Source organism: Aureimonas sp. Leaf454 (genome assembly GCF_001424685.1).
In the GTDB taxonomy this organism is placed as follows: domain Bacteria; phylum Pseudomonadota; class Alphaproteobacteria; order Rhizobiales; family Rhizobiaceae; genus Plantimonas.
Window position 1 is genome coordinate 23,787 of sequence record NZ_LMQT01000008.1, and the last position, 14,136, is coordinate 37,922.

At 69.0% G+C, this 14,136-nt stretch carries 12 protein-coding genes; 10 read left to right on the plus strand and 2 right to left on the minus strand.

Annotated features, from left to right (window positions below; translation table 11 throughout):
* Positions 1-149 precede the first annotated feature (149 nt).
* From ASG43_RS07985 to ASG43_RS08010, 6 genes are all read left to right on the plus strand, one after another.
* The gene (locus tag ASG43_RS07985) at positions 150-791 is read left to right on the plus strand and encodes a DUF2291 domain-containing protein (RefSeq protein ID WP_056502846.1); all 642 of its coding nucleotides are present in this window, start codon (positions 150-152) and stop codon (positions 789-791) included.
* Positions 788-2,362: a sugar ABC transporter ATP-binding protein gene (locus tag ASG43_RS07990; RefSeq protein ID WP_056502848.1), complete on the plus strand. Its 1,575-nt coding sequence runs from the start codon at positions 788-790 to the stop codon at positions 2,360-2,362. Before ASG43_RS07985 ends, ASG43_RS07990 begins: the two co-directional genes overlap by 4 nt.
* Positions 2,359-3,426 (plus strand): ABC transporter permease, encoded by a 1,068-nt coding sequence (locus ASG43_RS07995; protein ID WP_056502851.1) that lies wholly within the window; start codon positions 2,359-2,361, stop codon positions 3,424-3,426. Before ASG43_RS07990 ends, ASG43_RS07995 begins: the two co-directional genes overlap by 4 nt.
* Positions 3,427-3,473: 47 nt before the next feature.
* Positions 3,474-4,301, plus strand: a complete 828-nt coding sequence (locus ASG43_RS08000; protein ID WP_056502854.1) for a phosphogluconate dehydrogenase C-terminal domain-containing protein — start codon at positions 3,474-3,476, stop codon at positions 4,299-4,301.
* 230 nt (positions 4,302-4,531) lie between these two features.
* Positions 4,532-5,575 (plus strand): Gfo/Idh/MocA family oxidoreductase, encoded by a 1,044-nt coding sequence (locus tag ASG43_RS08005; protein ID WP_056502855.1) that lies wholly within the window; start codon positions 4,532-4,534, stop codon positions 5,573-5,575.
* Positions 5,576-5,579: 4 nt separating this feature from the next.
* A complete protein-coding gene (locus tag ASG43_RS08010; RefSeq protein ID WP_056502858.1) occupies positions 5,580-7,631 on the plus strand; it encodes a hypothetical protein in 2,052 nt (683 codons plus the stop codon).
* Between the two features lie 128 nt (positions 7,632-7,759).
* Here ASG43_RS08010 and ASG43_RS08015 read toward each other — a convergent pair whose 3' ends face one another.
* Positions 7,760-8,473: a transcriptional regulator NanR gene (locus ASG43_RS08015; RefSeq protein WP_056502861.1), complete on the minus strand. Its 714-nt coding sequence runs from the start codon at positions 8,471-8,473 to the stop codon at positions 7,760-7,762.
* 83 nt (positions 8,474-8,556) lie between these two features.
* On the opposite strand from ASG43_RS08015, the gene oiaX reads away from it, so the two are divergent.
* Together oiaX and ASG43_RS08025 are read left to right on the plus strand one after the other, a co-directional pair.
* Positions 8,557-9,864 (plus strand): 3-oxo-isoapionate-4-phosphate decarboxylase OiaX, encoded by a 1,308-nt coding sequence (gene oiaX / locus ASG43_RS08020; RefSeq protein WP_056502863.1) that lies wholly within the window; start codon positions 8,557-8,559, stop codon positions 9,862-9,864.
* Positions 9,865-9,878: 14 nt separating this feature from the next.
* Positions 9,879-11,216, plus strand: coding sequence for a four-carbon acid sugar kinase family protein (locus tag ASG43_RS08025; RefSeq protein WP_056502866.1), 1,338 nt, complete (start codon positions 9,879-9,881; stop codon positions 11,214-11,216).
* Between the two features lie 118 nt (positions 11,217-11,334).
* On the opposite strand, the gene fba is transcribed toward ASG43_RS08025, so the two are convergent.
* A complete protein-coding gene (gene fba / locus ASG43_RS08030; RefSeq protein ID WP_056502868.1) occupies positions 11,335-12,375 on the minus strand; it encodes a class II fructose-bisphosphate aldolase in 1,041 nt (346 codons plus the stop codon).
* 221 nt (positions 12,376-12,596) lie between these two features.
* Between fba and ASG43_RS08035 the strand changes: the two genes are divergently transcribed.
* Positions 12,597-13,370 carry a DeoR/GlpR family DNA-binding transcription regulator gene (locus ASG43_RS08035; protein ID WP_056502871.1) on the plus strand — a complete coding sequence of 258 codons (774 nt, stop codon included), beginning with the start codon at positions 12,597-12,599 and terminating at the stop codon, positions 13,368-13,370.
* Positions 13,367-14,131: a triose-phosphate isomerase gene (locus ASG43_RS08040; RefSeq protein ID WP_056502874.1), complete on the plus strand. Its 765-nt coding sequence runs from the start codon at positions 13,367-13,369 to the stop codon at positions 14,129-14,131. Before ASG43_RS08035 ends, ASG43_RS08040 begins: the two co-directional genes overlap by 4 nt.
* Positions 14,132-14,136: the final 5 nt, after the last annotated feature.

Below are 14,136 nucleotides of genomic sequence, written 5' to 3' on the forward strand. Positions count from 1 at the left end.
CGCGTCAGCGGCGACGGAAACGATCGGGTCGAGCCGCACGGCTCCCGATCCCTCCCTTCCCCGAAAGGGAGACCACCGACAGGGCAGAGGACAAAGGCGCCGCACGGCGCCGCCCTCTCGCATCCACCCTCAACCCGAGCGATCCGATCATGATCCCGATTTATCGCATCGCCCTCGGCCTCGGCCTTCTCGCGCTCCCCGCCTGCAAGTTCGTCGACACGGCCGAACTCGCCGCCAGGCGGCAGGCGGCCGCCGCACCGACGGCCGGTGCCAGCGCGACGGCGATCTACGGCACCAAGGTCGTGCCCTACATCGCCGAGAAGGCGGCGCCCTACGCGGAGATCCGCAAGGCTTTGGCGGCTGATTTCGCCGCCGGGGCGAAGACGTTCGGCTATCGCGAGGTGCAGGAGGGCGCGCCGTTCAATTTCCTCGCCCGCCTGTCCGGCACGATCGTCTCGGCCGACACCAAGTCGCGGGCGGCGACCGCGCTCGTCGACACCGACGGCGACGGCCAGGGCGACGTGACGCTGCAACTGGGCCCCGTCATCAAGGGCACGTCGCTGCGCGACGCTCTGCCCTTCGTCACCTTCACCCGCTATGCCAACCAGATCGAGTTCGCCGACGTCGCCAAGGCCTTCAACGTCCAGGCCTACGAGACGGCGTTGAAGGCGCTGCCCCGCGATGCGCTGGCCGGCCGGAGCGTCGAGGCGCTCGGCGCCTTCACGCTGAAGGCGGCGTCGGACAAGGTGCTGGTCACGCCCGTCGAGATCCGCCTCGGGGCCGGGGCATGAGCGAGACGTCGATCGGATCCCGCACGGACGATATCGTCCTCTCCGTTCGCGGCGCGACGAAGGTCTATCCGGGCACGCAGGCGCTGAAGGGCGTCGATTTCGACGTGCGGCGCGGCGCGGTCAACGTGCTCGTCGGCGAGAACGGCGCGGGCAAGTCGACGTTGATGAAGATCATCGCCGGCGTGGAGCAGCCGACCACCGGCGAAATCATCCTCGAGGGAAAGCCTATCCAGCTTCCGACGACCGCGGCGGCGCGCGCGGCGGGCATCGGCATCGTGTTCCAGGAATTGAACCTCTTCCCGAACATGACGATCGCCGAGAACATCTTCATCGGCCGCGAGAAGACCCGAGCCGGCATCGACATCGACATGCCGGCCCAGCGCGAGGTCGCGACGGCCCTTCTGAAGCGTCTCGAGCATGCCAATGCGCCCGATACGCTCGTCGGCGACCTCCGGATCGGCGAACAGCAGATCGTGGAGATCGCCAAGGCGCTGGCGCAGGACGCGCGCATCCTCATCATGGACGAGCCGACCTCGGCATTGTCGGCGGCCGAGGTCGACATCCTCTTCCGCGTCATCGGCGAGCTGACGTCGCAGGGCGTGGCCATCGTCTACATCTCGCATCGGCTCGAGGAGCTGGTGCGGATCGGCGACTTCATCACGGTTCTGCGCGACGGCCGGATCACCGGCTCGAGGGCCATGACCGATGTCGACGTGCCCTGGATCGTGCGGGCCATGATCGGCGCCTCCTCCAAGGACTTCGCCAAGACGATCCACCATGATTTCGGGGCCGAAGTCCTGCGCGTCGAGGAAATGACGCTTCCCCGGAAGGCGGGTGGTTTCGCGGTCGATCATGTATCCCTGTCCCTGCGGCGCGGCGAGATCGTCGGCATCTACGGGTTGATGGGCGCCGGGCGCACCGAACTCCTCAGCTGCATCATGGGCCGCGAGGAGGCCGCAACCGGCCGCGTCAGCCTCGACGGCCACCCGCTCACCGACCGCACGGTCCACGGACGCATCAAGCGCGGCATCGCGCTGATTCCGGAAGACCGCAAGGCCGAAGGGCTCGTTCAGATCCTCTCGGTCGCCGAGAACATGAGCCTCTCCTCGCTGAAGACCTTCACCAGGATCTTCCACCTCGACATCGCCGCGGAGCGCCGCAGCGTCGCGGATTTCGTGAAGCGGCTGGCGGTGAAGGTCGCGGGCCTCGACAGCCCCGTCTCGTCGCTGTCCGGCGGCAACCAGCAGAAGATCGTCATCGGCAAGGCGCTGATGACGGGACCGAAGGTGCTCCTCATGGACGAGCCGAGCCGCGGCATCGACATCGGCGCCAAGGCCGAAGTCTTCCGCGTGATGCGGACGCTCGCGGCCGAAGGGCTCGGCATTCTCTTCGTCACCTCCGACCTCGAGGAGGTGATGGAGCTGTCCGACCGCATTGTCGTCATGTCCAACGGCCGCGTCACCGGCGACCTGCCGCGTGGCGAGGCGAGCGAGGAGACGATCGTCGCCTTGTCGGCCGTCGGCCATGCTCCCCACAAGATCGGCCCTTCCGGCGCGGAGACCCATCCATGACGCTCGCCCCCGCAACGGCCCCGTCGGCGCGCCAGGACGTCTCGCCCGTGCTGCTTCTCCTGAAGGCGCGCACCTTCATCGCCCTGATCGCGGTGGTCGCCTTCTTCTCCTTCGCCGCGCCGAACTTCCTGTCCACGGCCAATGTCGTGATCATGGCCGAGCACGTCGCGCTGAACGCGTTCCTCGCCATCGGCATGACCTTCGTCATCATCACTGGCGGCATCGACCTCTCGGTCGGCTCGATCGTCGGTCTCTGCGGCATGGTGGCGGGCTACCTCGTGCTCAACGGCATCGAGATCGGCGTCCTCGGCCAGACCGTCTTCTTCAACACGATCGAGATCGTCGTCCTGACGCTCCTCGTCGGCATCGGGGTCGGCGTCGTCAACGGTCTCCTCATCACGCGGTTGAACGTCGCGCCCTTCATCGCGACGCTCGGCACGCTCTACGTCGCCCGCGGCATGGCGCTGCTGTCGTCCGACGGCGCGACCTTTCCCAATCTTCGCGGCTCGGCCGAGTGGGGCACCGACACGTTCCCGCTGATCGGGGCCGGCTCCGTCCTCGGGATTCCCGTTTCGATCGCGACGCTGATCGTCGTCGGCCTCGGCGCGGCCTATCTCGCGGCGCGCACCCCGCTCGGGCGCTACATCTACGCGGTGGGCGGCAACGAGAAGGCGGCGGCCTTGTCGGGCATCCGGGTCAACCGGACGAAGATGTTCGTCTACATGTTCTCCGGCTTCTGCGCGGCGATCGTCGGGCTGATCGTCGCCTCCCAGCTCGTCGCCTCGCATCCGGCGACCGGCGAGACCTTCGAACTCAACGCCATCGCGGCCGCCGTTCTCGGCGGCACCTCGATGTCGGGCGGGCGCGGCAGGATCGGCGGCACGATCATCGGCGCCTTCGTCATCGGCATCCTCTCGGACGGCCTCGTGATGATGGGCGTGTCGTCCTTCTGGCAGACGGTGATCAAGGGTCTCGTCATCATCGCCGCCGTGGTGGTCGATCAGTTCCAGCAACGGCTGCAGCAGCGCATCGCCCTGCAGCGCCAGGCCGCTCTCGGCCGCTAGCGCCTTCGAACGGCGCGAGCGCCTTCCAACAGAGAAAGACCAGACAGATGACAGCGATCGCCCTCTTCGGGGCCGGCGGCAAGATGGGCTACCGGCTTTCCTCCAACCTCAAGGGCTCCCGCTTCGAGGTCCGCCATGTCGAGCTCAATCCGGCCGGCCGGGAGCGCCTCAAGACGGGACTGGACTTCGACTGCGTGCCGCAGGCGGAGGCGCTGGACGGCGCCGAGGTCGTTGTGCTCGCCGTCCCGGACACCCATATCGGCAAGGTCGCGGCGAGCATCGAGGCGGCGCTGAAGCCCGGCACGATCCTCGTCGTGCTCGACGCCGCCGCGCCCTTCGCCGGCCACCTGCCGGAGCGGGCGGATCTCACCTATTTCGTCACCCATCCCTGCCATCCCCCGATCTTCAACGACGAGACCGATCCCGCCGCCAAGCGCGACTTCTTCGGCGGCATCGCGGCCAAGCAGCACATCGTCTCCTCGCTGATGCAGGGTCCTGAAGCGCATTACGCGCTGGGAGAGGAGGTGGCCAAGGTCATCTGGGCGCCGGTCATGCGCTCGCACCGCGTCACCGTCGAGCAGATGGCGCTTCTGGAGCCCGGCCTTTCCGAGACCGTCTGCGCCTCGCTGCTCGACGTCATGCGGGAGGCGATGGACGAGGTGGTGCGCCGCGGCGTGCCGCGGGAAGCCGCCCGCGACTTCCTGCTCGGCCACATGAACGTGCTCGGCTCGGTGATCTTCGAGGAAACGCCGGGCGTCTTCTCCGACGCCTGCAACAAGGCGATCGAGTTCGGCAAGCCGATGCTGATGCGCGACGACTGGAAGCGCGTGTTCGAGCCGCAGGAACTCGCCGACTCGATCCGCCGCATCACCTGAACACCGGTCGCCGCGCTGCGGTCGGGCGGGGGCCGTCACGTCACCGGGCCAGCGGTCGCGGCGGCACGATGAGGGCTCCGCCACCGGTCGAAGGCGGATCGTTCGACCGCCCGCAAACCGCTCAGACCTGCCGGCGCGGCGTTCGCGAGAGGACACGACGGTCGTTATGAACGGCGCGTTCTCTATGTTCCGGCGGGAATCACGGGGAACACCATGAAAGGCTTCATCCCATGTCATCCCTGAACGGCGGCCTCATCGGCTGCGGCTTCTTCGCCGACAATCACCTGAACGCCTGGCGCGATCTCGCGCAAGAGCCCGGGGGCGCTGGCATCGTCGCGCTCTGCGACCGGGACGAGGAGCGGTTGGCCAAGGTCGCCGCGCGCTTCGGGATCGAGCGCACCTACACGGACGCGAAGGCCATGTTCGAGGCGGAATCGCTGGACTTCGTCGACATCGCGACGACCGCGCCGACCCATCGGGCGCTGGTGGAACTGGCCGCCGCCCACAAGGTGCCGGTGATCTGCCAGAAGCCGATGGCGCCGACCATCGCCGACGGGCGCGCCATGGTCGCGGCCTGCGAAGCCGCGGGCGTGCCGATGATGGTGCACGAGAACTTCCGCTGGCAGAAGCCGATCATGGCCGTGAAGGACGTGATCGCCTCCGGGGCGATCGGCAAGCCGTTCTGGGGACGCGTCTCGTTCCGCTCGGGTTACGACGTCATTTCCGGCCAGCCCTATCTGGCGGAAGGCGAGCGCTTCATCATCGAGGACCTCGGCGTCCACGTTCTCGACACCGCGCGCTACCTCTTCGGCGAGGTGTCCCGGCTCACCGCCTCCACCGCGCAGGTGAACCCCGCCATCAAGGGCGAGGACGTCGCGACCATGCTCCTCGTCCACGCGAACGGCGTCACCTCCGTCGCCGACTGCTCCTATTCGAGCCGGCGGGCGCGCGAGCTCTTCCCCGAAGTCCTGATCGACGTCGAAGGCAGCGAGGGTTCGGTGCAGCTGGAGGCGGGCTATGCGATGACGATCCAGTCGCGGGGCCGCGTCGAGACGCGCGACGTTTCGCCGACCCTTCTCGCCTGGGCTTCGCGCCCCTGGCACGGGGTGCAGGAAAGCGTCCTCAACATCGAGCGGCACTTCGTGGAGACCTTGCGGGCCGGCACGCCGCCGGCGACCTCGGGCGCGGACAATCTCAAGACCTTCGCGCTCGTCGAGGCGGCCTATCTCAGCGCCGCCAAGGGAGAGACCGTCGATCCCGCGGCGAGCGTCTGACGCGATGCCGCGATCCGCGTCCGATCTTCGAAAGCTCTACGGCACGGCCGAGCCGCCGCCGGTTTCCTGCCGCCTCGCGGCGGGCGCGCTGGAAGCGGATGTCGTGGAGGGCGCGCTTCGCGCCGTCCGCTGGCGCGGCGTCGAGGTTCTGCGCGCCGTCGCCTACGTGGTGCGCGGCCGCGACTGGGGAACATACGCGCCCGAGATCGAGGATCTCGTCGTGGAGGTGCGGGGACCGGACACCGCTGGCGGGCCCGGTGCCGGTGCCGGTGCCGGTGCCGGGGAAGCGAGCTTCGCCCTTTCCTATCGCGCGACGTGCCGCGCGGCGTCGGGCGCCGCCTTGCGCTTTTCCGCTCAGATCTCGGGCCACGCGACGGGCCGGCTCGTCTTCGCGGTGGAGGCCGTGCCGGACGGCGATTTCGAGACCAATCGCTGCGGCTTCTGCGTGCTGCATCCGATCGAGAGCCTGGCCGGTCGCGCCGCCACGGTGACGCACACGGACGGCTCGGTCGAATTCTCGCGCTTTCCCGATCTCGTCGAGCCCTGGCAGCCGTTCAAGGACATCCGCGCCATCGCCCACGAGATCGCGCCGGGCGCGCTCGCGACCTGCCGGATGGAGGGCGACGCCTTCGAGATGGAGGACCAGCGCAACTGGTCCGACGCGTCCTACAAGACCTATGTCCGCCCGCTGGCGCTGCCATGGCCCTATGAGCTGCCCGCCGGCCGGACGCTGCGCCAGAGCGTGACGCTCACCGTCGCGGACGCGCGCGGGGATGTCGACCGCGCCCCGCGGGAGGGCGGGAGGGGCACGCCTCGCGCCCCGGCGGGCGACGCGCCGGCCGGGGCGATCCGCGTGACGGTCGCGAGCGCCCGGGGGCCGTCTCCTGCGATGTCCGTGTCCACGTCCGTCGCCGAGGCGATGCCGCGCTTCGGCGTGGCCGTCGCGCCGGAGGAGGTGCCGGCGGCTCTGGAGGCGATCGACCGCTTGCGCGATCTGGAGCCGCGCCATCTCCTTCTCCATTTCGATCCGGTGGCCGGACATGGCGCGAAGGCCCTTTCCGCGCTCGCGCGCCTGGCCGAAGCGCTGCCGGACGCATCGGTGACGCTGGAATGCGTCGTGCCGGGCGAAGCCTCGCCGGCGGCCGAACTCGGCGGGATCGCCGCGCTCGTCGCGGCATCGGGCCTGCGTCCGGCCGCGGTCGTCGTCGGCCCGTCCGTCGACCGCCGGTCGACGCCGCCCGGCAGCGCCTGGCCGGACGCACCGCCGCTGGACGAGGTCTATGCCGCCGCTCGCGCCGCCTTTCCCGGCGTCTCGCTGGGCGGGGGAATGTTCAGCTACTTCACCGAGCTAAACCGCAAGCGGGTCCCCATCGAGCGTCTCGACTTCGCCACGCACGCGACCTGTCCGATCGTTCACGCGGCCGACGACAGCAGCGTCATGCAGACGCTGGAAGCGCTGCCCTTCATCACGCGGACGGCGAACGCGATCCTCGGCCCGACGCTCTACCATCTCGGCCCCACCACGATCGGCATGCGCCAGAACCCCTACGGGTCGCGCACCGTGCCGAACCCGGACGGGCGGCGCATCGCCATGGCCGACGACGATCCCCGCCAGCGCGGCCTCTTCGCCGCAGCCTGGCTCGTCGGATATGCCGCCCGGCTCGCCGGCAGCGGCGTCGTGCAATGGACCGGCGCGTCCTTCGCCGGTGTGCGCGGGCTCCTCGCCGGCGACGGCGCGGTCGTGCCGGCCTTCCACGTGGCGCGGGCTCTCGCGCGCCTGTCCGGCCGGGAGCGCCTGCCACTGCATTCGGCGGACCGCAGCCGCCTCCACGGCGTCGCCGCCCGTCGTCGGGACGGGACCTCCGAGATCTGGCTCGCCAACCTGACGGATGAGGACCAGGCGGTCGATCTCGCGGCCCTGGAGCCGGCTGAGGTCTCGCTGCTCGACCTCGACGGATTCGATGACGCCGCCACGGGAGCGCTGCCGACGCGCGGCGCGATCCCGGAGAGACTCGGCGCCTATGCCGTCCTGCGCATCGTCGCGCCGACGGCATGACGGCTCCCGGACCGCCCTCGGCCTCGGCGCCGCCGATCCCGGTCCCCGACAGGGGTTTCACCGTCCTCGCGGACGGCGCGGCCGGGACGGTCGCGGACCTTGCGGGGGATTCGTTCGTCGGTCTGCGCTCAGCCCGTCTGGTGAACGTAGAGCGCGCGCGAGCGTTCGAGATGGCGCACCATCGCCGCTTCCGCCGCGACGGGGTCTCGGGCGGCGAGGGCCGCGACGATCTCCTCGTGCTCGACCAGCGTCAGGTTCTCCTTGCCGGTCCAGATCAACATGTCCGTGTGATACTGCTTCAGCCAGCCGAGCATGGCTTCCGCCACGGCGCCGAAGATCGGATTGCCCGGGATTTCCGCGATGCGGCGATGGAAGCGCATGTCGGCGGCGATGAAGGTCTCGGCATCGCCGAGCGCGTCGCGCTGCGCACGCAAAAGCGCCTCCAGCGCCGCGATGTCGTCGGCGCTCGCCCTCGCGGCGGCCTGGACCACGATCCCGCGCTCGAAGAAGATGCGCGCCTCCTTGAGATGGCCGAGCGCGTCCGGCGAGGTCTGCAGCATGATCTCGGCCGCCGCGTCCACCGTACCGAACAGCGATCGCGGCGTCATGCGCAGGACCCGCGCGCGCTCGCCGTGAGAGATCGCGAGCAGTCCGATCTGGCTGAGCGATTGCATGGCCTCCCGGATCGCGGGGCGGCCGACGCCGAAGCGCTCCATGAGTTCGCGCTCGGACGGCATGGCGTCCCCCGGCTGCAGCTCACCGCCGGTGATCATCGCCTTCAGCCGCGCGAAGACTTCCGCGGACAGCTTGCGGCGAACGATCGGCTCGGAGGGAACGGCCATGCGGGGATACCTTCGCTCAGCCCGCCGAATGCCGGAGGCCATTGCTGGTATACTGATCATACCGAAGGAAGCGAGCATTGGAAATGAGCGGGAAGAACCGGGATGGGCATCGGGACCGCGACGGCGAGATCGTCGTCACCTACCGGATCGAGACGGCCGGCGAGGTCGCGGACCTCGCCGCGAAGATCGCCAGCGACCAGTCCACCGGCACCTTCGTCGCCCTGCCCGGCGAAACGCCGGAGCTGAAGGCCCGCGTCGGCGCGCAGGTCCTCGCCGTCCGCGATCTCGGCACGACCGACGAACCCGGCTTCGGCGCCGACGCCGCCGGCGGCCCGGGACCTTACCGCCGCGGCGAGGCCGACATCGCCTATCCGCTGGAAGCGGTCGGAACCGATCTCGCCGCGCTCATGACGATCTGCATCGCCGGCGTCTACGCGATCAAGGGCTTCACGGGCATCCGCGTCACCGGGCTCCGGCTCCCCGCCGCCTTCGCCGAGCGCTATCCGGGGCCCCAGTTCGGCATCGAGGGATCCTTCGCGCTGACCGGCGTTCCCCGAACGCGCCCGATCATCGGCACGATCGTGAAACCGGCCCTCGGCCTGCGGCCCGCGGAGTCCGCCGCGATGATCGGCGAACTGGCGCAGGCCGGCGTCGATTTCGTCAAGGACGACGAAAAGCTGATGAGCCCGGCCTATTCGAGCCTCGAGGAGCGGGTGAGGGCGGTCATGCCGGTGATCCTCGACCATGAACAGAAGACCGGCAAGAAGGTCATGATGGCCTTCGGCATCACCGCCGCCGATCCCGACGAGATGATGCGCAACCACGACGTGGTTCTCGCCGCCGGCGGCAACGCGGCCGTCGTCAACATCAATTCCATCGGCATGGGCGCCATGCTGTTCCTGCGCAAGCGCTGCGGCCTCGTGCTCCACGCCCATCGCAACGGTTGGGACATTCTCACGCGGCATCCCTCGCTCGGTCTCGACTTTTCCGTCTACGAGACGATCTGGCGGCTCCTCGGTGTCGACCAGTTCCAGATCAACGGCATCGGCGCGAAATACTGGGAGCCCGACGCCTCCTTCGTGCGCTCCTACGTGGCGCTGCAGAGACCACTCGCCTCGCCCGCGGACCGGCCGCTCCCGGTCGTCTGCTCCGGCCAGTGGGGCGGCCAGGCGCCCGAGACGTTCCGCGTCACCGGCGGCTCGACCGATCTCCTCTATCTCTGCGGCGGCGGCGTCGTCAGCCATCCCATGGGCCCGGCGGCGGGCGTGCGCGCGGTCACGCAGGCCTGGGAGGCGGCGAAAGCCGGCATCCCGCTCCGCACCTATGGCGCCGAACATCCCGAACTCGAGGCCTCGCTGGCGATGTTCGGCGCGGCGTCCTCGGCCGCCTGAAGGAACCACCCGCCATGCCGACCCAGCCGCTTCTCCTCTCCTTCTACGGCGACGACCTCACCGGCTCCACCGACGTGATGGAGGCGCTGGCGCTTCGCGGCGTCGAGACCGTGCTCTTCCTCGACACGCCGACGGCGGCGCAGCGCCAAGCCTTCGCCCATGTGCGGGCCGTTGGCCTTGCCGGCACCAGCCGGTCGCAGACGCCGGACTGGATGAACGAGAACCTCGCTCCCGCCTTCGCCTGGCTGTTGGCCGAGGACGCCGAGATCTGCCACTACAAGGTCTGCTCGACCTTCGATTCCTCGCCCGCCCTCGGCAATATCGGCCGGGCCCTGGAGCTCGGCCGCGACGTCTTCGGCGACCGGCCCGTTCCGCTCGTCGTCGGCGCACCGCAGCTGAAGCGCTACACGGCCTTCGGCGAGCTCTTCGCCGCCTTCCGGGGCGAGGTCTTCCGCATCGATCGCCATCCCGTGATGAGCCGCCATCCCGTGACGCCGATGCACGAGGCGGATCTTCGCCGCCACCTCGCCGCCCAGACCGACCTTTCCGTCGCGCTCGTGGACCACCTCGCGCTGGCCGAGGGCGATGCGGACGCAGCGGTGGACGCCGCGCTGGCCTCACGGCCCGGCGCGATCCTTCTCGACGTCCTCAACGCCGCGACGCAGGCCGCCGCCGGTCGCCAGCTCCAGCGCCTCGCCCGCGCCGGCTGTCGCTTCGTGGCCGGCTCGTCCGGCGTCGAATATGCGCTGGCCGAAGCCTGGAAGGAGGAGGGGCGCATTGCCGGCTCCGCCGCCTTCGCCGCCTTGCCGCCGGTGGCGCGGCTCGCCGTCGTGTCGGGAAGCTGCTCTCCAACGACGGAGAAGCAGATTCGCCATGCCGAGGCGAACGGCTTCGCCACGATCGCCTTCGATCCCCGCGCCTTCGTCGCGGGCGACGCGGCGGCGGTGGAGACCCTGACGGCGACGGCGCTTGCCTGCCTCGACGAAGGCCGATCCGTGCTCGTCCACACCGCGCTCGGACCCGAGAGCGATCTCGGCGCGGAGATCGCGTCGCAGGACGGAGCCCGGCATGCCATCGGCCGCGGCCTCGGCCATCTCCAGGCGCGGCTGGTGCGGGAGGCTCGACTGACCCGGGCGGTGATCGCGGGCGGCGACACGTCGAGCCATGCGCTGCGCCAGCTCGGCATCCATGCGCTGACGCCCCGGTTTCCGCTCGCGCAGACGCCGGGCTCGCCCGTCTCGACCGCCCATAGCGAGGACCCCGCCTTCGATGGGCTGGAGATCGCCCTGAAGGGCGGGCAGGTCGGGAACGACGACTATTTCGTCAAGCTGCGCGACGGTGCGACGACGTGATCGATCGTCGCCGAGGCCCGGCCGATCCCGGAAACCGAATGCGCCCCTGGCGCTCGCGTAACGAAGCGGGCCGGATCGCTCCGGCCTTGCGACGCCGCTCGATCGCTCCGTGCCGGACCTACTTCGCGTAGGACTTGGCCATGACCGGGAGCGGCTTCACGCGGATCTTGTCGGCCTGTCCCGCCGTTCCGAAGGCCTCGAACCGGTCGACGCAGACGGCGGACGCCGCCGCCATCGCGGGCTTGAGGTACTTGCGCGGATCGAACTCGCCGGGATCCTCGGCGAAGACCGTGCGGATCGCGCCGGTGATGGCGAGGCGAAGGTCCGTGTCGATGTTGATCTTGCGCACGCCGTGGCGGATGCCGCGCTGGATCTCCTCCACCGGAACGCCCCAGGTCGGCTTGATGTCGCCGCCATGCGCATTGATGATCTGGCAGAGCTCCTGCGGCACCGAGGAGGAGCCGTGCATCACGAGATGGGTGTTCGGCAGCTTCTGGTGGATCGCCTCGATGACGCCCATCGCGAGCACGTCGCCGTCCGGCTTGCGCGTGAACTTGTAGGCGCCGTGGCTGGTGCCCATGGCGACCGCGAGCGCGTCGACCCCGGTTTCGGCGACGAAGCGCACGGCTTCCTCCGGATCGGTCAGGAGCTGGTGCTCCTCGAGCTTCTCGGTCGCGCCGTGACCGTCCTCCTGATCGCCCATGCCGCTTTCCAGCGAGCCGAGAACGCCGAGTTCACCCTCGACGGAAACGCCGGCCGCATGCGCGACCTCCACCACCTTGCGCGTGATGGCGGCATTGTAGGCGTAGTCGGCCGGCGTCGTGCCGTCCGCCTTCAGCGAGCCGTCCATCATCACGGAGGTGAAGCCGTTCTGGATGGCCGTGACGCAGGTCCCGAGGCCATTGCCGTGATCGAGATGCATGACGACGGGGATGTGCGGATAGAGCTCCACGAGGCCGTCGATCAGGCGGGCGAGCACGATGTCGTTGGCATAGGCGCGGGCGCCGCGGCTCGCCTGGATGATCACCGGCGATCCCGTCTTGTCCGCCGCGGCCATGACCGCGAGGCCCTGCTCCATGTTGTTGATGTTGAAGGCGGGAACGCCGTAGCCGTTCTCGGCGGCATGGTCGAGCAGCTGTCGGAGCGTGATGCGGGCCATGGTGTCGTGTCCTCCCAGGGGATCGTCGGAGTGTCGTTTCGATGGGCGTGAAGGGCTCGGTTCCCCGAGAACGCCGCCCGGTCGCGTTGAAGTTGGGATAGCTTGCGATCGGGACGCCGACAATCCGAATTCCCCAAAATCACATTTCATCTGTTGTAAAAATCGATTGAAATGTTAAGTCAGGCAGAAATTGGCCGTCCCCTTTGCGTGGAGACACCGTCGTGAAGCGCGAACATCGCAGGCGAGACATCATCGACCTTCTCGCCGAAGGTGGTTCGGCCTCGCTCGACATGCTCGCTCATCATTTCGCCGTCTCGAAGATGACGATCCACCGGGATCTCGACGAGCTGGAGGCCGAGGGCCTGCTGCGGCGCACGCGGGGCGGCGCGACGATCGAGGCGAGCACGCAGTTTGAAAGCGACTTCCGTCATCGAACCCAGATGGCGGTGGACGAGAAGCGCGCCGTCGCGCGGCGCGGCGCCGACTTCATCGAGCCCGGCATGAGCGTCATGGTCGACGACGGCTCGACCTCGCAGACCATCCTCCCGTTTCTCGTCGAGAAGCGTCCGTTGACGGTCATCACCAACAACATGGCGCTGATCACCGAACTGGCGGGCGAGGCGGGCATCAACCTGATCGCGCTCGGCGGCACCTTCTCGCGCAAGTTCAACGGCTTCTTCGGAGCGGTGACGGAAAACGCGCTCGCCTCGCTGCGCGCCGATATCTCCTTCATCTCCAGTTCCGCCATCCAGGGCCGCACCGCCTTCCACCAGGACCAGGAGGCGCTCGAGGTGAAGCGCCGCATGATCGCATCCTCCGCGCGGCGCTATCTCCTCGTCGACCACGGCAAATTCGGCCGAACCGCCCTCCATCTCCTGACCGATCTCAAGGTCTTCGACGGCATCGTCACCTCGAGCGCCCTTTCGGCCGAGACGGCCGCAAGCCTTCGGCAGGACGGACTGACATTGCATTTCGCGGAGGATCTCCCGGCATGACGGAAAACCCGAGCGTCTTCATCGGCACGAGCTGGAAGATGAACAAGACGCTGGCCGAGGCGCAGCTTTTTGCCGCCCGCCTCGCGGAGGCCGAGGGCGATCCGCGCATCCAGCGGTTCATCATTCCGCCCTTCACCGCTTTGCGCGAGGTGAAGGCCATCCTGGCCGGTACCGATGTGCTGGTCGGCGCTCAGAACATGCACTGGGTGGACGAGGGCGCCTGGACCGGCGAGATTTCGCCGCCGATGTTGAAGGACTGCGCCGCCGACATCGTCGAACTCGGTCATTCCGAGCGTCGCGCCCATTTCGGCGAGACCGACGAAACGGTGGGGCTGAAGACCGAGGCGGCGGTCCGCCACGGGCTGATCCCGCTGATCTGCATCGGCGAAAGCGCCGAGGACAAGGCGACGGGGCGGGCGGACGAGGTTCTGGCGCGCGAGGTCGAAGGCGCGCTCGGGCGCTTGTCGGGCGACCAGACGCGCGCGCCGATCCTTCTCGCCTACGAGCCGGTCTGGGCGATCGGCGAGCATGGGGTGCCGGCCTCCCCGGACTATGCCGACGAGCGACAGGCGCGCATCCTCGATGCCGCCGAGCGTGTTCTCGGGCGTCGCGTTCCCTGCCTCTACGGCGGCAGCGTGAACCCCGGCAATGCCGCCGAACTGATCGCCCGCCCGAACATCGACGGGCTCTTCATCGGGCGCTCCGCCTGGAACGTCGAGAACTATCTCGACATCCTCGCGCGCTGCGCAACGGTGCTCTGAAAGAA

Excerpts from the sequence above, each read along its gene's own strand:
- oiaX (WP_056502863.1), top strand. The coding sequence starts at position 8,557 with ATGAGCGGGAAGAACCGGGATGGGCATCGGGACCGCGACGGCGAGATC.
- ASG43_RS08000 (WP_056502854.1), top strand. The coding sequence starts at position 3,474 with ATGACAGCGATCGCCCTCTTCGGGGCCGGCGGCAAGATGGGCTACCGG.
- ASG43_RS08010 (WP_056502858.1), top strand. The coding sequence starts at position 5,580 with ATGCCGCGATCCGCGTCCGATCTTCGAAAGCTCTACGGCACGGCCGAG.
- fba (WP_056502868.1), bottom strand. The coding sequence starts at position 12,375 with ATGGCCCGCATCACGCTCCGACAGCTGCTCGACCATGCCGCCGAGAAC.
- ASG43_RS08040 (WP_056502874.1), top strand. The coding sequence starts at position 13,367 with ATGACGGAAAACCCGAGCGTCTTCATCGGCACGAGCTGGAAGATGAAC.
- ASG43_RS08015 (WP_056502861.1), bottom strand. The coding sequence starts at position 8,473 with ATGGCCGTTCCCTCCGAGCCGATCGTTCGCCGCAAGCTGTCCGCGGAA.
- ASG43_RS07995 (WP_056502851.1), top strand. The coding sequence starts at position 2,359 with ATGACGCTCGCCCCCGCAACGGCCCCGTCGGCGCGCCAGGACGTCTCG.
- ASG43_RS07990 (WP_056502848.1), top strand. The coding sequence starts at position 788 with ATGAGCGAGACGTCGATCGGATCCCGCACGGACGATATCGTCCTCTCC.
- ASG43_RS07985 (WP_056502846.1), top strand. The coding sequence starts at position 150 with ATGATCCCGATTTATCGCATCGCCCTCGGCCTCGGCCTTCTCGCGCTC.
- ASG43_RS08005 (WP_056502855.1), top strand. The coding sequence starts at position 4,532 with ATGTCATCCCTGAACGGCGGCCTCATCGGCTGCGGCTTCTTCGCCGAC.
- ASG43_RS08025 (WP_056502866.1), top strand. The coding sequence starts at position 9,879 with ATGCCGACCCAGCCGCTTCTCCTCTCCTTCTACGGCGACGACCTCACC.